The organism is Microbacterium sp. NRRL B-14842, assembly GCF_050470785.1.
In genome coordinates this window covers 1,845,195-1,866,148 of sequence record NZ_JBFLUM010000001.1, presented here as the reverse complement: position 1 = coordinate 1,866,148, position 20,954 = coordinate 1,845,195, and the positions used below count along the sequence as shown (strand labels likewise).

Annotated in this window: 18 protein-coding genes; 7 read left to right on the top strand and 11 right to left on the bottom strand. The window is 71.9% G+C overall.

From position 1 onward, the window contains the following. Position 1 precedes the first annotated feature (1 nt). On the bottom strand, positions 2-964 hold the full coding sequence (locus AB1285_RS09295) for a glycosyltransferase family 2 protein (protein ID WP_187663715.1): 963 nt from the start codon (positions 962-964) through the stop codon (positions 2-4). Then, entirely contained in the window at positions 961-2,871 is a 1,911-nt protein-coding gene (locus AB1285_RS09290; RefSeq protein WP_187663716.1) for a glycosyltransferase, read from the bottom strand. Before AB1285_RS09290 ends, AB1285_RS09295 begins: the two co-directional genes overlap by 4 nt. 147 nt (positions 2,872-3,018) lie before the next feature. On the opposite strand from AB1285_RS09290, the gene galE reads away from it, so the two are divergent. Next, positions 3,019-4,008: a UDP-glucose 4-epimerase GalE gene (galE, locus tag AB1285_RS09285; RefSeq protein WP_187663717.1), complete on the top strand. Its 990-nt coding sequence runs from the start codon at positions 3,019-3,021 to the stop codon at positions 4,006-4,008. A gap of 13 nt (positions 4,009-4,021) precedes the next feature. On the opposite strand, the gene AB1285_RS09280 is transcribed toward galE, so the two are convergent. Both AB1285_RS09280 and AB1285_RS09275 read right to left on the bottom strand, forming a co-directional pair. Next, positions 4,022-5,317, bottom strand: coding sequence for an O-antigen ligase family protein (locus tag AB1285_RS09280; RefSeq protein ID WP_259953211.1), 1,296 nt, complete (start codon positions 5,315-5,317; stop codon positions 4,022-4,024). Beyond that, on the bottom strand, positions 5,314-6,729 hold the full coding sequence (locus AB1285_RS09275) for an O-antigen ligase family protein (RefSeq protein ID WP_370428730.1): 1,416 nt from the start codon (positions 6,727-6,729) through the stop codon (positions 5,314-5,316). The genes AB1285_RS09280 and AB1285_RS09275 overlap by 4 nt, the downstream gene beginning before the upstream one ends. Positions 6,730-6,797: 68 nt before the next feature. On the opposite strand from AB1285_RS09275, the gene manA reads away from it, so the two are divergent. The 4 genes from manA (at position 6,798) to AB1285_RS09255 (ending at position 12,899) form a co-directional block, all read left to right on the top strand. Further along, positions 6,798-7,919 (top strand): mannose-6-phosphate isomerase, class I, encoded by a 1,122-nt coding sequence (gene manA, locus AB1285_RS09270; RefSeq protein ID WP_370428731.1) that lies wholly within the window; start codon positions 6,798-6,800, stop codon positions 7,917-7,919. Positions 7,920-8,080: 161 nt separating this feature from the next. Then, entirely contained in the window at positions 8,081-8,398 is a 318-nt protein-coding gene (locus tag AB1285_RS09265; RefSeq protein WP_149084934.1) for a WhiB family transcriptional regulator, read from the top strand. A gap of 80 nt (positions 8,399-8,478) precedes the next feature. After that, positions 8,479-11,520, top strand: coding sequence for a glycosyltransferase (locus AB1285_RS09260; RefSeq protein WP_370428732.1), 3,042 nt, complete (start codon positions 8,479-8,481; stop codon positions 11,518-11,520). Continuing rightward, entirely contained in the window at positions 11,517-12,899 is a 1,383-nt protein-coding gene (locus AB1285_RS09255) for a DUF5719 family protein (protein WP_370428733.1), read from the top strand. The genes AB1285_RS09260 and AB1285_RS09255 overlap by 4 nt, the downstream gene beginning before the upstream one ends. A gap of 9 nt (positions 12,900-12,908) precedes the next feature. Here the strand turns inward: AB1285_RS09255 and AB1285_RS09250 are convergent, their stop codons facing one another. Next, the gene (locus AB1285_RS09250; protein WP_259953229.1) at positions 12,909-13,334 is read right to left on the bottom strand and encodes a hypothetical protein; all 426 of its coding nucleotides are present in this window, start codon (positions 13,332-13,334) and stop codon (positions 12,909-12,911) included. Between the two features lie 78 nt (positions 13,335-13,412). Between AB1285_RS09250 and AB1285_RS09245 the strand changes: the two genes are divergently transcribed. After that, positions 13,413-13,619: a DUF3499 family protein gene (locus AB1285_RS09245; protein ID WP_025103036.1), complete on the top strand. Its 207-nt coding sequence runs from the start codon at positions 13,413-13,415 to the stop codon at positions 13,617-13,619. Between the two features lie 21 nt (positions 13,620-13,640). Here the strand turns inward: AB1285_RS09245 and AB1285_RS09240 are convergent, their stop codons facing one another. Next, a complete protein-coding gene (locus AB1285_RS09240) occupies positions 13,641-14,450 on the bottom strand; it encodes an RDD family protein (protein WP_187663722.1) in 810 nt (269 codons plus the stop codon). Between the two features lie 16 nt (positions 14,451-14,466). On the opposite strand from AB1285_RS09240, the gene AB1285_RS09235 reads away from it, so the two are divergent. Then, positions 14,467-15,459, top strand: coding sequence for a stage II sporulation protein M (locus tag AB1285_RS09235; RefSeq protein WP_292797254.1), 993 nt, complete (start codon positions 14,467-14,469; stop codon positions 15,457-15,459). 16 nt (positions 15,460-15,475) lie between these two features. Here AB1285_RS09235 and AB1285_RS09230 read toward each other — a convergent pair whose 3' ends face one another. The 5 genes from AB1285_RS09230 to AB1285_RS09210 form a co-directional block, all read right to left on the bottom strand. Beyond that, on the bottom strand, positions 15,476-16,783 hold the full coding sequence (locus AB1285_RS09230) for a DUF58 domain-containing protein (protein ID WP_370428734.1): 1,308 nt from the start codon (positions 16,781-16,783) through the stop codon (positions 15,476-15,478). Next, positions 16,784-17,707: an AAA family ATPase gene (locus AB1285_RS09225; RefSeq protein ID WP_259953275.1), complete on the bottom strand. Its 924-nt coding sequence runs from the start codon at positions 17,705-17,707 to the stop codon at positions 16,784-16,786. It abuts the gene before it with no gap. Between the two features lie 97 nt (positions 17,708-17,804). After that, complete coding sequence (locus AB1285_RS09220) at positions 17,805-18,992, bottom strand: DUF4350 domain-containing protein (protein ID WP_259953236.1); 1,188 nt, start codon at positions 18,990-18,992, stop codon at positions 17,805-17,807. Then, the gene (locus AB1285_RS09215; RefSeq protein ID WP_259953237.1) at positions 18,989-19,630 is read right to left on the bottom strand and encodes a DUF4129 domain-containing protein; all 642 of its coding nucleotides are present in this window, start codon (positions 19,628-19,630) and stop codon (positions 18,989-18,991) included. Before AB1285_RS09215 ends, AB1285_RS09220 begins: the two co-directional genes overlap by 4 nt. Further along, on the bottom strand, positions 19,627-20,937 hold the full coding sequence (locus AB1285_RS09210; protein WP_259953239.1) for a glycerophosphoryl diester phosphodiesterase membrane domain-containing protein: 1,311 nt from the start codon (positions 20,935-20,937) through the stop codon (positions 19,627-19,629). The genes AB1285_RS09215 and AB1285_RS09210 overlap by 4 nt, the downstream gene beginning before the upstream one ends. Positions 20,938-20,954: the final 17 nt, after the last annotated feature.

The window sequence follows — 20,954 nt, the reverse complement described above, 5'->3', positions numbered from 1 at the left end:
GTCAGGCCTCCAGAGGGCTCATCGGCTCCCAGGTGCGATCGCGACCGATGCGGCCGCCGTCCCTGAGCCCGCGGAACAGGTTGCTCGTGCCGCGGACGGTGCGCTCCACGAAGACGAGCCGGATCAGCTCCTTGAAGAACGTCGCGGTCGTCCCGAGACCGAACAGCACGGGGTTGTAGACGCCGTGCACGCGATAGTACTGCTTGATGAAGGCCCGGTTGCGCATGATGTAGTAACGGTAGGCGTTGCTCGAGGCGTTCATGTGCCGGATGCCCATGTCCCACTGCCGGATCTCGCGGGTGCGGCGCAGCACGAACTCGTCGACGATGACCGCGGTGGTCAGGCGCGAGGCCAGCCACCCGTACATCTGGTCGTCCCAGTAGATGAAGAAGCGGGGGTCGGGGAGGCCGATCTGCTTCACGATCGAGCGGTGGATGAACATCCCCTCGAAGCAGCCGCTGTTCATCTCCTTGTAGCCGGAGGAATCGAAGCCTGCAGGGGCGAAGGGGATCGGGATGCCCATGCGCTCCGCGATGCGGTACTGCCAGTAGAACTCGCTGCCGTCGTAGTCGTAGCGCCGTCCCTGGATGCTCTTGAAGCGCGGTGCCCAGGCGCCCATTCGGGCGAGACCGTCCGGGAGCACTTCGACGTCGTCGTCCATCATCCAGATCCACTGCGCGCCGAGGTCGTACGCCGTGCGCATGCCCTCGCTGAATCCGCCGGACCCGCCGGTGTTGACGTCGAGACGGCGATACACGAGGTCGGTGCCGATGTCGTCTCGGAAGGACTCGACGACGTCGGTCGTATCGTCCGAGGAGGCGTTGTCGATCACGATCACGTGGCCCGGCTTCGGATCCATCGCGGTGATGCTCGTGAGCAGGCCGGTCAGCAGATGCGAGCGGTTGTACGTGACGATGACGATCGCGGCGGAAGAGGGATCGAAGGCAGGAGCCTCGGTGGTCATGCCTTCTCCTCGAAGACCTGCTGCCAGGATTCGGGCGAGACGAGCTCCGGCAGTGCTTCCCGGTACTGACGCTGCAGTTCGGGCCATCGACGTCGCAGCTGAGCGTGCAGACGCACGGTGTCTCGGAGCATGCGGCGGTACTTGGCACGGTCGCGCGTGTAGATGTTCTTCCCGGACCCGTCGGCGGCGCTCACGAGCGCGCTGTCGTACAGCGGGACGCGCCACCAGTGTGCGTCACCCTTCCCGAACTCCACCTCCGGCCGAGCGATGTTCGCCGGGTCAGGGCGGTGCACCCAGTGCGAGAGCAGCGTCTTCAGTGTGAAGATCCGCAGTCGCAAGCCGGTCGGGCTGTCGAACTCGTTCTTCGGCAGCCGCTTGTAGACCTGTCGTCCGCGGCGCGAGTGCAGCACGCGCGCAGGATCGCGATGGACCACCGTCTCCGGGTATTCCGCGGCCAGGGCGCGTGCGGCCGGCATCGCCGTGGCCAGGTTGCGGCGCATGTGGTCGGGTCCGGAGAGCACGTCGCGGAGGGCGCGATTGCGCAGCGCCACCGGGTAGTACTGCATCATCATGAGGTGCTTCAGATCCACGCGCCGGCTGTGCACGATGAGGCGGCCGCCTCGAGGTGCTCCGGAGTGCAGGAGCCCGGCGACGATCCGGTTGCGGGCGTGGAAGTAGGCCTGCCAGTCGATCGAGTCGTCCTTGTTCACCCAGGAGACGTGCCAGAGCGCGACGCCGGGCATCGACACGGTCGGGAAGCCCGCCTCGCCGGCACGCAGGCAGAACTCGGCGTCGTCCCACTTGATGAAGGCGGGAAGGGACAGCCCGACCTTGCGCACCGCGTCGAGCGGGATGAGGCACATCCACCAGCCGTTGTAGTCGGCGTCCATCCGCATGTGCAGCAGCGGCGACTGGCGCAGGTTGGCGACGCCGAAGTCGTGCGGCATCTTCTCCTGGTAGAGGTTGCGCCACATGAACGGCCCCTCGTCGACGACCTCCGCCCAGCCGTGCAGCTTCGGGCGGTCGAGGAGGTCGAACATGTGTCCGCCGACGAGCACGGGCGTCGTCGCGAACTGACCGAAGACGATGGAGCGCCGCAGGGACTCCGGCTCGATGCGGACGTCGTCGTCCAGCAACTGCACGAAGTCGCTCTCCGGGCGCTGCAGGGACTCGTGCATCGCTCGGGCGAAGCCGCCCGATCCGCCGAGGTTGCCCTGGCGGATGACCTGCAGCGTCTCGCCCAGGCGCTCGGCGACCTCGGCGTAGCCGTCCTGGTCCGCGACGAGCTGCGTGCCCTGATCGACGAGGAAGATGCGGTCGACGAACTCCAGCGCATCAGGGGAGGAGGCGAGCGCCCTCAGGGTCTCCACGCAGTAGTCGGGCTTGTTGTACGTCGTGATGCCGAGGGAGGCCTTCCCGGTGCGGGCAGGCTCCTGCTCGGTGGTCCACTCCGCGCCCTCGAGCACGGCCGGCTTCTCGTCGGCGACGATGTCGAACCAGATCCAGCCGCCGTCGCTGTACTGGGTGAGGTCGAGGTCGAACGAGGTCGTCGCCTCGCCGGTGACCTCGCGAGTGGCCACGCGCTGGCGGACTCCGCCGCCGTTGGAGCGGTAGACGAGGATGGTCGCCGGCCCCGTGGTCCGTACCGTGAGCTGCACCTCGCGGACGCTCGTCCAGTGCTGCCAGTACGACGCGGGGAAGGCGTTGAAGTAGGTGCCGAGGGAGACGCGCCGACCGGCCACGATCCGGGCGCGGTGCCGTCCCAGGATGTTGCCCAGGTGCGCGCGGCTGGAGACCCGGACCGGTTCCTCCTCGATCACCGACCACGTTTCCGGATCCGCGTACAGCGGGAGAAGATCGGGGTCGCGATCGAGCGGGAAGACGACGTTCTGAAGGACGTGGGCCACAGGGAGGTTCTCCGTTGTTGGTGCCGCGGTTGCTGCCTGAGGGGCAGCGCGCGACTCGACGAGCAGTGAGTAGCCTACCGGTGGTCGCCTGCGGATCTGCGGAGAGCCGACCCCCTGCGCTCGGCGCGTCTGGCTAGACTGGCCGCGATGAAGGTACTGATCACCGGCGGGGCCGGCTACATCGGATCGACCGTGGCGACGGCGTGCATCGAGGCCGGGATCGAGGTCGTGGTGCTCGACGATCTGTCCACCGGGCTGGCGGCCTTCGGGGAGGGACGCCACCTCTACGTCGGCGACATCGCCGACGCCGCCGTCCTCGACCGGCTGCTGAGCGAGCACCCCGACATCGACGCGGTCGTGCACTGCGCCGCGCGCATCGTCGTGCCGGAGTCCGTGGCCGATCCGCTCGGCTACTACGACAGCAACGTCGGCAAGACGATCACGCTCCTCCGGCGCCTCCGCGATGCGGGCATCCCGCGCATCGTGTTCAGCTCCTCCGCCTCGATCTACGCGGGGGAGACGGGCGACGGGGTCGACGAGAGCGGGCGTCTCGCTCCCTCGAGCCCCTATGCGACCACGAAGGCCATGGTCGAGCAGATCCTCTCCGATGCCGCCGCCGCCGGGGACTTCCGGGCCATCGCGCTCCGCTACTTCAACCCGATCGGTGCCGACCCGAAGCTCCGGACCGGACTGCAGAACCCCACGCCGTCGCACGCGCTCGGGAAGATCATGCAGGCGCGTGCGGCCGGTGAGCCTTTCACGATCACCGGCACGGACTGGGCCACCCGTGACGGGTCGGGCCTGCGGGACTACATCCACGTCTGGGATCTCGCGCTCGCACACGTCGCGGCGGTGACCCGTTTCGACGACGTCGCGACGCCGGAGCAGCCGTACCAGGTGATCAACCTCGGCACCGGAGACGGTGTCACGGTCCGGGAACTCGTGCAGGCGTTCGAGCGCGTGACCGGGGCACCGCTGCCTGTGGTCGAGACCGATCGTCGGCCCGGCGACCAGGCCGGGGCCTTCGCGATCGTGGATCGGGCGCGCGAGGTGCTGGGGTGGCGTGCGGAGCGCTCCGTCGACGACGGCGTGCGCGACGCGCTCGCCTGGGCGGAGAAGCTCCCCACCGTCCGCTGACCGCCCGCCGAGCTCACTCCTGTGGGCGCAGGGTGGGAATGGTCCCCGTGTGCGCCGCGTCGATGTTCTCGCGCCACGACCGGGACTGACCGGCGCGCAGGGCGCACAGGGCGAGCATGAACCACCCGGCTCCGACGAGGGTGAAGCTCTCGAACATCGAGTCCACCGCGAGGGTCACGAGCGTGATCGGGGTCCAGGCGTAGACGACCGAGCGGCGGACGCTCGCGACCAGCCAGGACCGGATCAACGCGATCCCGCCGAGCAGCAGGAACAGCACCAGCCCCGCCGCGCCGAGCTGCAGCAGCACGTCGAAGAAGGCGTTCAGCGCGCTCTGGTGCCGGTCGTCGAGCTGGAAGTTGATGAACGTGAAGGGGTACTCGCCTCGAGCCCAGTCGCCGAACCACCCCCACCCGGTGATGGGCTTCACGGCGACGAAGTCGAGGATCATGTTCCACAGCTCGGCCCGCATGGAGAAGTCGGAGCCGGCGTCGAGCAGCGCGATGATCTGGTGACGCAGGGCGAACGCGACGGTGAGGGCGAGAGCGACCAGGACCCCCAGCGCCCATTGCACCAGGTTCCGACGCGCCGGAGCGGTGTGGCGGACGATGGTGAGCGCGACGGTCACGATCCCCACGGCGACCGCCAGGACGAGCACCGTCGGTGAGGACGACAGGAACGCCAGGCCGCCGGCCAGGGCGACGGAGACCACGGCGAGCGGGGGGTCGACGGACTGGGTGCGCCACTCGATGACGAATGTGATCAGGGCGAGCACCGCGATGAAGCCGAGCATGTTGCGGCTGCCGAACAGCCCCTGGACCGGACCGCCGGCGGCGAGGTTGCCCTGGATGTCCAGGAACGCGAACGGGAGGTCGAGGAGCACCCCCGAGAGGATCTCCACGCCGAGGGAGACGCCGAGGAGCACGCGCAGGGTGTCGCCGAGTGCGCGGACGGTCTGGAGCGTGTCGCGGATGTGCCCGATGGTGATGGCCAGGAAGGCGTACCCGAAGAGCGACAGCCAGCCCAGCACGGTGTCGGAGCGGTCGGTCGTCCACACCAGGCTCACGAGCGCCCACGCGAGGAACGCCAGCAGGGAGGAGGGCGCGATGCGCAGCGGGGACAGCTCCTCCCTGCGCACCCAGAGGATCGCGGCTCCCAGGAGGCACAGGGCGGTGATGACGGTGGCGAGGGTGACCGGCGACGTCATCCGTCCGATGGCGAACGAGCCGAACACGGCGGTCAGTGCCGCGAGCGTGAAGGCCCTGGCCATCTCGGCCGAGCCGAGGAGGCGGGCGAGCGGATGCACCGTCACGGCACCCGCCGCGTCGCCGTGCCGCGCTCGAACACGAGGTCGCGCTCGCCGACGCCCACCAGCGGCACCGACTTGAGCTTGAACGACAGCAGCACCAGGAGCAGCCAGCCCCACAGCATGATCGGCGTGGACTCGGTGAGGCCCTGCACCAGGAGGACGACGGTGAACAGGCTCGGCAGCAGCGTCAGCGGGGAGTAGGGGCGGTGGGCATCGAGGTCCCACCGCGGGCGATCGACGGCGAAGAACCAGGAGCGCCACAGCAGGCTGCCGTACGCCACGGCCATCAGCAGGAGTCCGAGGACGCCGAGCTGCAGCAGCACGTCCAGCCACATGTTGTGGGCGTGGAACACGGTGATCCCGTGGTCGACGATCCAGCCGTCGAAGGCAGGGTCCGTGGGGACCCACGGGCTGGAGAAGCCGTTGCCGATGACCGGGTGCTCCCCGACGCGTTCCAGGACCGCCGCCCAGATCTTGTTCGAGCGGCCGGTGAGATCGGCGCTGCGGCCGAGGAGACCGAGGAGGGGCTCGCGCAGCAGCCACACGGCGAGGGCGAGGACGGCGGTGGACCCGATCGCGACGACGTAGATCCGGGTGCGGGCGGTCGGCGACGCTGCACGGCGCATCAGCAGGGCGACGACGAGGACCACGGCGGCTGCACCGGCGCACGCGAGCGCGGTCGCGGACGCGGTGCGGAAGAGGAAGTACGCCGCGAGGATCATCCACAGCGCGAGTGTCGTCCGCCAGCGGGCCCTCGCCGCGAACAGCACGCCGAACGTGATCAGCGCGAACAGCGAGACGATGCCGAGCAGATTCGCGTTGCCGAGGATGCCCTGGATGCGTCCCCCGTCGAACAGGTTGTCGCGGACCCAGTACCACTGGGGATCGATCTTCCCGGCGGGGATGTCCGCGAAGTTCGGCAGGAGAGGGCCGTGCAGGACCAACGACACCCACAGCTCGAGTGCGAGGGAGAGCCCGAGGATCCACTTGAAGGCGGACGACAGGGCGCGCACGATCTCGTGCCAGGTGAGCACGTGCGCGATGAACAGGCCGTTCACCGTGACGGCGGCCAGGAGCATGCCCGTGGCGACGGTGGGAACCCGCCACTGGGACCAGGCGACGGAGAGGAGGGCGAGCGCGGTGTAGCCGACGGCCGCCCAGGGGAGCCGGCGCCAGCGGAAGGGTTGCGGGCGGTTCCTCGCGAGCATCGGGACGCCGATCGCGAGGGTGGCCGCGCTGAAGAGCGCGAGCACGATCGCGGCGCCGATCTCGCCGAGCAGGTTGTACACCGCCGAGTGCGCGAACGCCACGAAGAGGACGGCGATGACGTATCCGCGCAGCAGGAGGTGCCCCGTGGACTCGCGCTCGGGCGCGGTGGGCAGGGCTGCCACCGGGTGCTTGGTGTACTGGGCCATCGCGACTCAGGCTACCGCGACGTGCCCGGATCCGACCTGTCCGTCGCACCGGGCTCTACGCTGGGGGCATGCTGCGCAGCCTCACCAACGTGCCCCGCGACTATGCCTGGGGATCGCCGTCCCTCCTCGCCGAGCTCGAAGGCCGCACCCCGACGGGTGCGCCGGAGGCCGAGGTCTGGTTCGGCGACCACCCGGGAGATCCCGCCGACCTCCCGGACGGGGGGACGTTGGACACGGTGACGGGCGGCACGCTGCCGTACCTGCTCAAGCTCCTCGCCGCCGCGCGGCCGTTGTCGATCCAGGTGCACCCGACCAGGGAACAGGCCCAGGACGGCTGGGCCAGGGAGAGCGCGCTGCCGCTGGACGACCCGCGGCGGAACTACCGCGACGCCAACCACAAGCCGGAGCTCATCGTCGCCCTGAGCGACCGCTTCGAGTCGCTCAGCGGCCTGCGTCCGATCGCCGACACGCTGCGCCTGCTCGAGGCCCTCGAGGACGGTCCGGGGGTGCGGTCCCTGCGGGAACGGCTCTCGGGTGAGGGCGATCCGCTCGGCGACGCGATCGGGTGGCTGCTCGGTGGAGGAGCGCAGGAGGAGGTCGCGGAGATCATCGGCGCCGTCGCCGCCGCCGGCGCCGCAGGGGAGGAGTTCCCGGCCCTGCGTGCGGTGGCCGCGATCGCCGAGAGCTCGCCGGGTGATCCCGGGGTCGTCGTCGCCCTGCTCATGAACCACCTCGTGCTGCGCCGCGGCGAGGGCGTCTTCCTTCGGGCGGGGCTGCTGCACGCCTATCTCTCCGGCCTCGGTGTCGAGATCATGGCCGCGAGCGACAACGTGCTCCGGGGCGGTCTGACCCCCAAGCGCATCGATGTGCCCGAACTGCTCGCCGTGCTGGACACCACGCCCGGCGAGGTCCCGGTCCTGCGGCCCGCGGGCGACGAAGCCGTGACGACGTACCCGGTGCCCGTGCCCGACTTCGCCCTCCGACGGGTCAGGATCGACGACACGGCGGTCACCCTGGACGTGTCCGGCCCGACCATGGTGCTGGCGACAGCCGGCTCCGTCCGGGTGACGGCGGAGTCGGGAGCGGAAGTCTCCGTCCCGATCGGCACGGTGGCGTTCGCCGACGCCGACGAGCGCTCCCTCACGCTGTCCGGGGCGGGCGAGGTCTTCGTCGCGACCCCCGGCCGCTGAGGGGTCGAGCGCAGGCGCGCGACACGCCGGTGGAAGCTCATGAACCTTCAAGAAACGCTTGAGGGTTTACGATCCGCGACTTGACCCGAGCGAATGACACGGGTGTAATTAGGTGAGCACGGCCCGCCAGGGGGGCGGTTTCTGAAGGGTTGGAGGTCGAGATGACGGGTTACCGTTCCGATGTGCCGGAGAACTGGTTCGTCGATCCGGTCAACCTCGGTGTTCCCGGGGTCCGCCGGTCCGACCCGGACGACGACAACGCCCTTGCCTGGCAGAGCGACGCGCTCTGCTCCCAGACCGACCCCGAGGCCTTCTTCCCGGAGAAGGGCGGCTCCACGCGGGATGCCAAGCGCATCTGCACGGCGTGCGACGTGCGTGGCGAGTGCCTCGAATACGCGCTGGCCAACGATGAGCGCTTCGGCATCTGGGGCGGGCTCTCCGAGCGCGAGCGGCGCAAGCTCAAGCGGCGCGCCAGCTGACGCCTCCACGGCGCGGCTTCGTGGGCGCGCCGGGAGCGGTGCGCTTCCTGGACTGACGCCCCGCATAGGCTGACCACGTCATGCCAGCCCGAGTTCATGCCCTCATCGTCGCGCGCCCCGGCCCCTCCGCCCGCGCCCAGCTCCTCCGCACGCTCGACGCCGTCCGTTCCCAGACGCTCCCGCCCGCGGCCGTCACGCTGATCATCTGCGGCGACGCCACCACAGCACGGGAGAGCGACGCCGTCGCCGCCACCGTCGAGGGCATCATCGAGGCGCGGTCGTCGACCTCGTTCGCCGAGGCCCTCGAGCTGGCGCGTCCACGCGTCCTCGACGGATCGGCGATCTGGATCCTCGCGCAGGACACCGCGCCGCACCCGCGGGCGCTGGAACGGCTCACGGGCATGTTGGAGCGTTCCCCGTCCGCGGCGATCGTCGCTCCGAAGCTCGTGGCCACCGACAACGAGCGCGAGATCGTCTCCCTCGGCGTGAGCATGACCACCTTCGGCCGCTCGGTCGAGCTGGCCGCCGGGGAGCTGGACCAGGGACAGCACGACCGGATGGACGACGCCCTCGGGGCGGACATCCGCGGCCTGCTCATCCGCGGCGAGGTGCGCGACGCGCTGCGGCCGGACCCCGCCCTCGGCGGTGCCGACGAGGGCCTCGACCTCGGCGTCCGCGCGCGGCTCGGAGGCGGGCGTGTGGTCCTCGCCCCGGCTGCGAGGGTCTCCGCGGCCCCGGATGGTCCGGCGGCGCTACCGGCAGGACGAGCCCGGAGGGCATTCGTCACCCGTCTCGCCCAGCTCCATCGGCGCCTCGCCTATGCGCCCGCGGCCGCCGTGCCGCTGCACTGGCTGACCTTCCTGCCGCTCGCGCTGTGGCGTTCCCTCACCCATCTCATCGGCAAGCGGCCCGAGGCGGTGTTCCCGGAGTGGGGCGCGGCTCTCCTCGCGATGATCCGCTTCGGCGCCGTGGCGCGATCGCGCGCCCGTATCCGCTCGTTCCGATCCTCCACCTGGGCGAGCATCGCCCCGTTGCGGGTCACCCCCGCGCAGCTGCGGCGCCGGCTCGACGACGGTCATGGCAGCGAACACGGTGCCGTCAGCGAGCTCCGCTTCTTCTCCGGGGGTGGGGCCTGGGCGGTGCTGGCCGCGCTCGTCGTGAGCATCGCCTCCTTCACCAGCCTCCTCGCCTGGCCGGCGCTGGGGGGCGGGGGCCTCCTGCCCCTGCGCGAGACCGTCGCCGCGCTGTGGCAGGACGCGGCGTGGGGGATGCGCGGGCTCGGCATCGACCTCGTCGGCCCTGCGGACCCGTTCGCCGCGATCGTCGCGGTGCTGGGATCGCTGTGGCCCGGGGCGCCGTCCTTCGCGATGGTGCTGCTGTGGATCCTCGCACTGCCGCTCGCCGTCCTCGGGGGATGGTTCGCCGCGACCCGCGTCACCGACCGAGCCGGCCTGCGCATCTTCGCCGGCATCGCGTGGGCGCTCGCGCCGACGTTCCTCACCGCACTCGTGGACGGTCGGCCTTCCGCCGTGCTCGTCCACCTGCTGCTCCCGTGGCTGTTCCACTCGGCGGTGGTCGCCCACCGTTCCTGGGGCGCGGCCGGAAGCGCGTCCCTGCTCCTGGCGGCGGTTGTCGCCTGCGCGCCGGTCCTCGCTCCGGCGCTCGCGGTGCTGTGGGTCGTGGCTCTGGGGATCGTGCTGGGAACTGCGCAGTTCCGCGGGGCCGGCCGCCTGCTCTGGCTCCCGCTGCCGACCGCGGCGCTGTTCGCTCCTCTGATCTTCTGGCAGTTCGCCCACGGCACGGCCCTCGGTCTGCTCGCCGATCCCGGACGGACGTGGCTCGGGCCGCAGGCGGCCGCCGACGCCGCCGGTCGCCTGGCGATCGCCGGTGGCTTCCCCACGAGCGATCTGGCAGGGTGGGCGACCGTCCTTCCCGGCACCTGGGCGGCGCTGCTGTGCGCGCCGCTCGCGCTGCTCGCACTGGGATCCGCCGTCTCGCCCCGGTGGCGTGCGGGGATCACCATGCTGGTCGTCGCGCTCAGCGGACTCGCCACGGCGTTCCTCGCCGTCGGTGTCAGCGTCGCCTCCGCAGGAGCGACCGCGGTCCCGCTCTGGCCGGGCACCGGTCTGAGCCTCGCCTGGATCGGCGTCGTCGGCGCGGCGACGATCACGCTGGACACGGCGCTCACGCTTCCCCGACTGCGCGTGGCCGCCACGGGACTGGCCGCCCTCGCGCTGGTGGTGTGCGCGGTCCCCGCCCTCACCGCGTTCCACGGCGACCGTTCCGCGCTGACCAACGGCCCCGAATCCACGCTGCCCGCCTACGTGCGTGCGCAGGCGGCCGGGGACCGTCCGATCTCCACTCTCATCCTCACGCCGCAGAACGACGGCGGTCTCGCCGTCGAGGTGGTGCGCGGCGCGAGCGAGACCCTGGGAGCGCAGACGACGATGCTCTCCACGGCGGTCGAACCGCAGGGGACGGACCTCGCCGTCCTCGCCGTCGATCTCATCTCCGCCCGCGACTTCGACGCGCCGGCGCAGCTCCTCGCGCAGGGGATCAGCTACGTCCTCCTCGCCGAGGTACCGGGCGAAGGGGATCGCGCACGCACCCTGCGCACGGCCTCCGTCGCCGCGATCGACCAGCGGGCGGGCCTCGTGCAGGCCGGTTCGACGGACCGCGGGGTCCTCTGGCGCCTCGAGGGCGAGCCGGCGGAGCCGGCAGCGCTGAGCGCGACGCAGGAGGGGACCGCCAGGGTCGTCGTGACGCTGCAGCTCCTCGTCGTGCTCGCCGCGCTGCTCCTGTCCATCCCGACGCGCGCGTCGCGTCGGGCCGCCAGAGCGCAGTCGAGGATCGTCGGCAGGGCGCCGGAGGAACCTCTGGTCCTGCCACGCCACGCGGAGGACTCGGTGCCGGACGCGGCCGTCGTGCCGCCGGTCGGTACCGTCGAGGACCCGCAGGACGAACCCGCGCTCGCCGACGAGGCACTCGCCCCGATCGCCGACGCCGAACCCGCTGACGACGGTGCAGACCCCCGCCCGACGGCGGACGGCGAGGAGGACCGGCCGGATGTCTCGTCCGCCGACCACCAGGGAAGCACCAGCTCCGAGGAGGACCACCGATGACGGGCACTCGCGCGTTCCGCGTCGCTGCGACCAGCGCACGGGTCGTCACCGGCGTCATGGTCGCCGCCGCCTGTGTGCTGGGCGTCGCGACCGCCGTGCACGCCCCCTGGCCGACCGTCACGCACGAGCCGGCGCAGGAGCGGGTGACCCCGCTCCCCGGAGACAGCGTCCTGGTGTGCGCCGGCGACTTCCGCGCGCTCGGTCGCAACACGGCCGCGCCGTCGGAGATGCGCCGGGCGGCGACTCCCGAGCTCACAGCGGGAGGCACGAACGGCGTCCCGTCGCAGACGGGGCTCGCGGTGCCTGACCTCGTGGACGGGCAGGAGGTGCCGGTGCTCACCGGACCCGTCGAGGGGCGGTCAGCACCGCTCATCGCCGGCGCCGAGTCGTCGACTCTCGCCGCGGAGGACCTCGCCGGCTTCGCCGCCTCTCCCTGCGGAGTGCCTCGGCTCGAGTCGTGGCTCGTCGGCGGGTCCGTGGGCACCGGAGCCGAGGACGTCGTCCTCCTCGCGAACACAGCCGACGTCCCCGCGACCGTGACGCTCGCGGTCTACGGAACGGCCCGCGGCGGACGGACGGTCATCGTCCCGCCGCGCACGCAGACGGCACTGCCGCTGACGTCCATCGCTGCGGGCAACGACGTCCCCGTCGTCAAGGTGAGTGCGGTCGGAGCGCCCGTCCGCGCCGTTCTGCAGTCGGCGCTGATGCAGGTGCTCGACCCGGTCGGGGCCGACCAGCAGGAAGCGGTGTCGGGCCCGCAGCAGCACGTCGTGCTCCCCGGTGTGCAGGCCTTCGCGGCAGCAGGGGACCAGGGCGACATGACGGTGCTGCGTCTGCTCGCGCCCGGAGCGGACGCGCTCGCCGAGGTCCATGTGACCGCCGAGGGCGGTGGCGCCGGTCTGGACGCGTTCACGGTGCCGCTCACCGCCGACGAGCCCGCGCAGGTCTCGCTCAGCGGTCTCGAGCCGGGGACCTACACCGTGGAGATCGAGGCCGATGCCCCCGTCGTCGCCGGGGTGCGGCAGCAGGACGGCTTCGGAGCGGACTCCGATTTCGCGTGGGTCACCCCCGCGCCGGAGATAGACGCGGAGGTCGCCTTCGCCGTGCCGTCCGGTCCGTCCCCGCGGCTGCAGCTGGCCAACACGTCCGATGAGGAGACCACCGTCTCCCTCTCGACCATCGACGGGGGCTCGCCGCAGGAGATCGTCATCCCGGCGGGGGAGACCCGTGGCCTCGACGTCGCAGCGGACACGACCTACGTGCTCCGTCCGGAGGGAGAGGTGCACGCCGCCGTCGCGATGACGGCGCCCGGCGCCCTCGCCGTGCTTCCGGTCCCGCCGTCGCCGGGGGTCGAGGCGTCGATCACCGTCTACCCCTGACGGGCGGGGTCAGCGGTCGTGGCCGAGATCCCACGGCTCCCGGCCGACGTACTCCGCCGCCGCACGGAAGACGGCACTCTCGATCGCCATCCGTCGATGCGCGGCGTCGTCGTGTCCCGGCGGGAGCAGCCGCTCGATCGGGATCCGGAAGAGGACGATCCTCCGCTGATCGCGGTCGAGGTGCCAACGCGGCACCTCGCCGTCGGCGTCGTACGTCGGCAGCGCACCGATCTCGAATCGGACGTCCTGGAGTTCCGGCCACGTCCCGCGCAGGAACTCGACCGCTGTGCCCACGGTGAGGTCGAAGCGATCGATGCGGCCGTCCAGCGGGGCAAGCGGCGGCTTCACGACTTCGCTGCGTCCGAGACGACCGTGCCGGCCGTGCCTGGCACCGCGGCGAGCGGCGGCGGCGGGGACGGAACGGCGACGGGGCATGCCGAAAAGTCTAGGCGCTGTGGCGGCTCCCGGCGCGGCAGCCCCGCCGCCGCCGGGAGGCGCCGTACGCTGACGGAGATGGACGGACGACTGTGCTCGAAGGTCGGCTGCGCGCGCGAGGCCGTGGCCACCCTCACGTATGACTACGGCGATCAGATGGCCGCGCTCGGGCCGCTCGGTGCGGCGAACGATCCGCAGGCGCACGACCTCTGTGCGCCGCATGCGGACCGCCTCTCCGTCCCTGCGGGATGGCTGGTCGTCCGCCACGAGGCCCTGCGCGCCTGACCGACGCGACCGGCGAGGTGGTCAGGCGCCCAGACGGCGACCCGTCAGTCGCTCCGCGCGTCGATCCGCGTTGTCCAGCGCGCGGCGTTCGCGCTCGCGCCGGAGGACGGTGACGCCGACCAGCACGAGCTCGGGCGGCGCCGCCGGTACGGGGGAGATGAAGGGTGCGGCCTCGGCGAGCAGGTCGCGGGCCACGCGTTCCCGAGCAGCCGGGAGCATGCGCGGGGCGCTCACGAGGAATTGGGAGATGCGGCGGGCGAGCCGATCAGGAAGCCGCGCCACGTCGGCGACCTGCGCCCATGCCGTCAGCGCCGGAGGCAGCGTCGGCGCGAGCGTGACCAGCTGCGGGGTGCGCACCCGCTGGCTGTACGTGCCGGCGACCAGGTCGCCGAGGCGCTGGGAACGCGCCGTGAAGGCCCCGACCAGGACGGCGAGGCCGCCGAAGGTGAGATAGATCTCGAGGACGCCGAGCAGGGCGCGGATGAACGCGTGGCGGAACCCGGCCGCTCCGCCGTCCATCCGTACGATCCTGCCGCCGACGGCGAGCTTTCCGAGGCTGCGTCCCTTCAGCGCCACCTCCATCGTGATCGGCAGGATCACGAAGCTGATGACGAGGGAGGCCACGAGGGCGATGCGGTCGGTTGCGGTGTCGAGCACGCCGATGTCGAGAAGCCAGATGCGAAGGAAGATCGACCCGACGAAGACGGCGTAGCCCAGCAGCATGTCGATGACGGCCCCGGCCGCACGGAGGAGGAACCCCACCGGCTGGACGTCGATCGCGACCGCCTCGCCGGAGAGCACCTCGTCGGAGACGTCGATCTGCGCGGACATGAGTACAGTAAATCAGGTGGATGCCGATGCCCTCACCGATGCGCGCCGGTCCGAATGGGAACGGCTGGACACCCTCAGCCGGGCCCGCCTGGACGGTGCCGGTGTCGACGAGCTCATCGTGCGCTACCGTGCCGCATCGGCCGACCTCGCGGAACTGAAGACGTCGGTCGGGGAGTCCCCGCAGGGCGCCTACCTCTCCACGATCCTCGTGCGTGCGCGGCTCCGGCTCACGGGGGCCGCGGACAGCATCCTCACCCAGACGTCGCGGTTCTTCCGCCTCCAGCTCCCCGCGGCGCTCTACCGCCTGCGTCGGACGACCCTGATCATCGCGCTCGCCTTCGTGGCGGTCGCCGTCGGCACGGCCGCGTGGATCGCCGGTGACCCGGCGCTCGTCGCCACGCTCGGTCCACCGGACGCCTTGGAGCAGTACGCCGACGAGAGCTTCACCGGGTACTACACCGAGAACCCGGCAGCGGTGTTCATGGGGATGGTCTGGACGAACAATGCCTGGATAGCGATGCAGTGCGTGCTGTTCGGGGTGACCGGCATCTGGCCCGTCTACATGCTCGTGCAGAACGCCATGGGGCTGGGCACGTCGGGGGCGGTCATGGCGATCCACGACAAGGCCGACCTCATGGTCCTGTACATCCTTCCCCACGGCATGCTGGAGATGACGTGCATCTTCGTCGCCGCGGCCGCCGGCCTGCACATGTTCTGGGCCTGGGTCGCGCCGGGCCACCGCACCCGCGGCGAGGCGCTCGCGGAGGAGGGCAGGGCGCTGGCCACCGTCGCCCTCGGGCTCGTGTTCGCGCTCTTCCTCTCCGGGCTGGTCGAGGGGTTCGTCACCGGATGGGCACTGCCCTGGCCGGTCAAGATCGGCATCGGTGCCGCGGCCCTCGCGGTCTTCCTCATCTACATGCTCGTGATCGGCAGGCGCGCCTATCGCCGCGGCGAGACCGGTGACCTCGTCGAGTACGAGTCCGGCACGCCGCGGCTCGTGGCGGGCTGAGGAACGGCGACCGCCGTCAGAGCCGCCCCGCCGCCTTGAGCTCGAGGTAGCGGTCGGCGATCCGCGGCGGGAGGTCCTCGGGGTCCGCGGCGATGGCTTCGCCACCGGCGCGGCGGATCGCGTCCGCGACGTTCTCGGCGTCCCGGAGCGTGCGCTCGGCGGCGGCGGCGAGATAGACGTCCTCCCGGGACTCCCGCGCGCGGGTGAGGGCGGCGATGCCGTCGTCCGTGACCGAACCGACCAGCACCGTCATGGCCCGTGAGGCGTCGGGGAAGGCACCGAGGAAGCCCCGTGCCGACTCGGCGGCGTCCTGCGCCGTGAGCACGACGAGAAGAGAGGGACGCGTGGTCAGCGTCCGCACCGACGCGAAGGCCCCATGCCAATCGGTGTCGACGAGGCGGGCGTGCACCGGAGCCATGGCGTCGGTGAGAGCCGGCAGGAGCGCCGCGCCGTCCACCCCGGTCACCCGTGCCCTGGTCACCCTGTCGTGCATGAGCAGGTGCACGTGGTCGCCTGCCCGTGCCGCGAGCGCGGAGAGCAGGAGCGCGGCCTCCAGCGCCGCATCGAGTCGTGTGCCGTCGCCCACCCGGGCTGCGGCCGTGCGCCCGGTGTCGACGATGAGGACCACGTGCCGGTCGCGCTCGGGGCGCCAGGTGCGCAGCATCGTCGTCCCCGCTCGTGCCGTCGCCCGCCAGTCGATGGAGCGGACGTCGTCCCCTCGCACGTACTCCCGCAAAGAGTCGAACTCGGTGCCCTGTCCCCGGACCTGGATGCTGGTGTTCCCATCGAGCTCCCGCAGCCGCGCCAGCCGCGAAGGCAGATGCTTGCGCGAGGAGAAGGCGGGCAGCACACGGATCGCGCCACGGACGGGGTGCAGTGCCTGTCGGCCGGCGAGCCCCAGGGGACCGCGGGAACGAAGCACGACGAAGGCGCTGACGAGCTCGCCACGGCGTCTCGGGCGGAGGGGGATCTCCACGCGCCGCCGTTCCCCGGGCGGAATGCGCAGGTGCTGCCGTTCCGACGGCGCTCCCGCGGTGGGCTGCCACGCGTCGCGGAGCAGGACGTCGAGCGTCCGCGTCCCCCGGTTCTGCACCGCCACGCTGACCGGCACCTGCTCGCCGAGCCGGGCGCGCGACGGGACGCGACGGGTGACGGTCGCCGCGCGCGGGTCGCCGGCCAGGAGGACGTCGACGGCCACGAGGAGGAGGCACAGCCCGACCCACCCGCCCAGCACCGCGTACGGCGGAAACCCCGCCAGCCCGGTGAGGACCAGCGGCACGATGCCGACGGCGAGGGCGACGGCGAGACGGCCCGAGACGAACACCTAGATCGGCACCCGGGTCTGCTGGACCACCGATGTCAGCACGGCGTCCGCGGACACGCCCTCCATCTGCGCGTCAGGACGGAGCTGGAGACGATGCCGCCAGACCGGGACGAGCATCGTCTGCACGTGGTCCGGCGTCACGGCGGTGGAGGCGTTGAGCCAGGCCCAGGCCTTGGCCGCGGCGAGCAGTCCCGTCGAGGCGCGGGGGCTGGCACCGAGCTCGACGGAGGGGGAGTGGCGGGTCGCGCGGGCCAGGTCGACCACGTAGCCGAGTACGTCGTCGGTCACCTCGACCCGGGCCGCGGCCCGCTGGGCGGCGCGGATCTCGTCGGCGCCGATCACGGCCTCGACGCCCGTGAGCTCGCGCGGCGAGAAGCCCTGGGCATGGCGCCGGAGCACGGACACCTCGGCATCGCGTTCCGGCATGCCGACGACGAGCTTCATCAGGAAGCGGTCGAGTTGGGCTTCGGGCAAAGAGTAGGTCCCCTCGTGCTCGACGGGGTTCTGCGTCGCGGCGACGAGGAACGGGTCGGGCAGCGCGCGGCTCACGCCGTCCGCGGAGACCTGACGCTCCTCCATCGCCTCCAGGAGCGCCGCCTGGGTCTTCGGGGGCGTGCGGTTGATCTCGTCCGCAAGCAGGATGTGCGTGAACACGGGGCCCGCGCGGAAGTCGAACTCCCCGGTCCTGGCGTCGTAGACGAGGGACCCCGTGACGTCGCCGGGCATCAGGTCGGGCGTGAACTGGACGCGTTTGGTGTCGAGCCCGAGAGCCCGGGCGAACGACCGCACGACCAGGGTCTTCGCCACGCCGGGAACACCCTCCAGCAGCACATGGCCGCGCGCCAGGAGCGACACGAGCAGGCCGGTGACCGTGCCGGCCTGGCCGACCACCGCCTTGTCGACCTCGGTGCGGACGCGGTGCATGGCCTGGCGCAGCGCGGCGTCGTCGGCGGGACTGTTCTCGTCGGTCACGGGGTCTCCTCGGCTTCGGTCGGAAAAGGGGTGTGGGGCGGACGGATGGTCATGTGCCGCTCCGCGGGGACTGCGCGCTCGTCTCCACGGCGGTCTCGAGCTCGTCGAGGCGACGGGCGAGCGCGACGAGGGCGGCGTCGTCGGTGGGTGGAGGTCCCGACAGCAGGCTCTGCAGCGTGCCGCGCGGGATCCGGAGACGGTCGGCGGCGGCGTCGGCGATCTCGTCCGCGTCCGCGTGCACAGCCAACCCGAGTCGTCGGGCCAGTCGCCTCCGGGTGCCCTCCCGCAGTGCGTCCGCGGCGTGTGGGGCGTCCGCGGCCCTGGCCGTCAGCCGCGCGCGTCCGTGCATCGTCTCCGACGCGCGGACGGTCACCGGAAGGGTCTCCGCCACGAGCGGGCCGAAACGTCGGCCGCGGGCGAGGGCGACGGCCAGGCCCGCGGCGAGGAGCAGCAGGATCGCCGGGGTGACCCAGTCCGGGGTGAGGCTCCCGAGCGTGTCGGGGGTGGTGCCCTCGATGTCGGTGTCCTCGAACGACGGGACGTACCAGACGACCCGGTCGGTCTGCCCGAGCAGGGCGAGTCCGAGCGCGGCGTTGCCGTCCTCGGCGAGGGCCGCGTTGCTGAACAGCTTCACGCCCTCGACCACCGCGCGGTATCCGTCCCTCTCGTCGACGAGCACGGCCGCGGCATCGTCCTCGCCGAAGCACCCGGTCACGTCGTCCGCGGGGGAGAAGAGCCGATCAGGGCGGATGGCGCCGACTTCGGCGAACTCGGGGACTGCGCAGGTGGCTGTTCTCGGCGCGGCCGAACCCGACGCGTTCTCGCCGATCGCGAGTTCGGCCAGCAGATGCGTGCCTGTGGAGAGGAAGACGACGCGGTCGGCCGGCGCGAGGAGATCCGCCAGCGCGTCGTCGGAGAGCGTGTAGGGGTTGGTCAGGGCCAGCGTGGTGTCCTCGTCGAGGGCGGCGGCTGCCGCGGCCCGCGAGCGGACGACCTCGACCTCGACTCCCTGGTCCCGCAGCAGCTCGGCCAGGGCCAGGGCGCCGGTGCCGGACCGGCTCTCCGGATCGAGGGTGCCCCGCGCGCCGGGGCCGCTCGCCGCGAGTTGGGAGGCTGCGAGGGCGACCGCGACCACGAGCGCCGCGACGAGGAGCCACCCGAGGAGAGAGGCGGTCCGACGCCGCGGGCGCTCGGCGGTGGTGTCGACGGCGATCTCGTCCGATGCGATCGTCGTCACGCGGGCACCCCCTCGGGGCGGTGGGCGCGGAGGCGCTCGTCCGTCGCGGCGAGGTGCCGGTAGTCGTCCTCCGTGGCGGGATGCCGTAGGTAGCGCACGTCGTCGAAGGACGCGGCGGCCCGCCGCAGGGCGTCCGCCTCGTCGGTGAAGACCGCGCTCGCGGAGCGGGCGAGGGACTGCGCCGTCGCTCCGGGCGCCGGATCGATGAGGTCACGCTCGAGCAGGCTGCGGGCGATCGCGCGGTAGCGGAGCACGACCGCGGCGTCCCAATCGCTCTGGCGTGCGCTGCGCTCGGCGTCGGCGCGGAGCTGTGCCGCGCTGCGGTCGTCGGCGGCGCCGAGGAGGTCGCCGTGCGCGCGCCGGATCGCTCTCGAGCGTCGGGGGCGTCCCCACACGATCAGCGCGGTGACCAGAGCCGCGGCGATGAGCACCGTGACCACGATGAGTGCGGTCGGGCCGACGCTCGCCCCGTTCTCCCCGCTGAAGAGATCGGTGAGGAAGCGCATCACGTCGCGGGCGAGAAGGTCGAACCACGTGGGCTTCGCGTCCGCGTACCGCGGATTGGACAGCTCCTCCTCGGCCCAGCGTCGCGCTTCGTCCCCGTCCGGGACGAAGACGTCGTCGAACCGTCGCATCATGACGGCGGGGTGCTGCCCGGCGCCGTCCATCCGGCTGCGTCCTCGGCGGACGGCGGGGCGGGAGGGGCCGGTGCGGGCGGCGGCGGAGGGGCGAACGCGGTCGGCGCGGGAGAGGTCGGAAGAGGACCCGCCGCCCCCGGGAACGGCATCGGCGCCACGGGGGGCCCGCCATACGCCGGAGAGCCGTAGCCCTGGGACATCATCACGTGCTCCGGCACCTGCCGGGGCGGGGGAGCGCTGGTGACGGCACGGGCGGGATCGATCGCGAACGGGTCGCCGAGCTGGTCTTCCGGCACACCGAGGTCGCGGCGCTCCACGTGGGAGAGGAGCGTCTGGTCGAGTCCCTCGTAGCGCATCCGGCAGTCGAGGTAGACGAGCACGCCGCCGGTGCTCTGCACGACGATGGTGATCGCCTGCAGGATCAGCAGCAGCATCTGCGGGGCGAGGAGGGCGAAGACATACGCGATGACGGCGCTCGGCTCGCTGGACCCGGTCGGGGCGATGACCGTCCCGAGGAACGAGGAGAACATGGCGGTCGGGATGCTGACCACCTGCATCGCCAGGCCCATGATGAGGCTGATGAGGAAGGTCACGCCGAACGCGACCCAGAACCGGCCGCGGGTCAGGCGCCACGACCGCACGAACGCCTCCCGGAAGCGGGCCCGCTCCAGCACGAGGATCGACGGGACGAGCAGCAGCTTGGTCGACAGCCAGACCGTGAGCGGGATCGCCGCCAGGGCCAGGAGCACCACGACGAGCACGACGATGCCGATCATCTCCGGGGTGCCCCCGAGACCGCCGGCGATGAGAGCGGCGATGACGGCCGCGACGATCGCGAGGCCGCCGAAGAGCGCGAGCACGGAGAGGGAGGCGAAGCCGGCGAGCCGCCAGAAGGCCGGGGCCATGCGGCGCCACAGCATCCGCAGCGTGGCCTTGACGCCGACCGTCGCGTAGCCGACCTCGGCGGCCACCACCCCCTGCATGATCGCGGTGAACGCGACGGAGGCGAGCCCGACGACGAGGCCGGCGATGAGGTTGATGGCGATCGTGCCGGCGAACACGGCCTCGAAGTCGGGGGAGGAGGGGGAGACCGTCTCCAGCCGGGAGAACGTCGAGAACAGGACGAGCCCCATCACCCCGGCGGTGGCGACGACGACGATGAGCTGGATGACGACGGCGAACCCGAACAGGACCTTCGGGTTGTGCCGCAGCGCCGCGAAGGCCTTGCCCAGCAGCATGCCGAACGTCAGCGGATGAAGGGGGATGATGCCCTTCCGGGGAGCTGGGGTCCACGTCTGGCCGCTCACGGGCCTCCCTCCGTCGT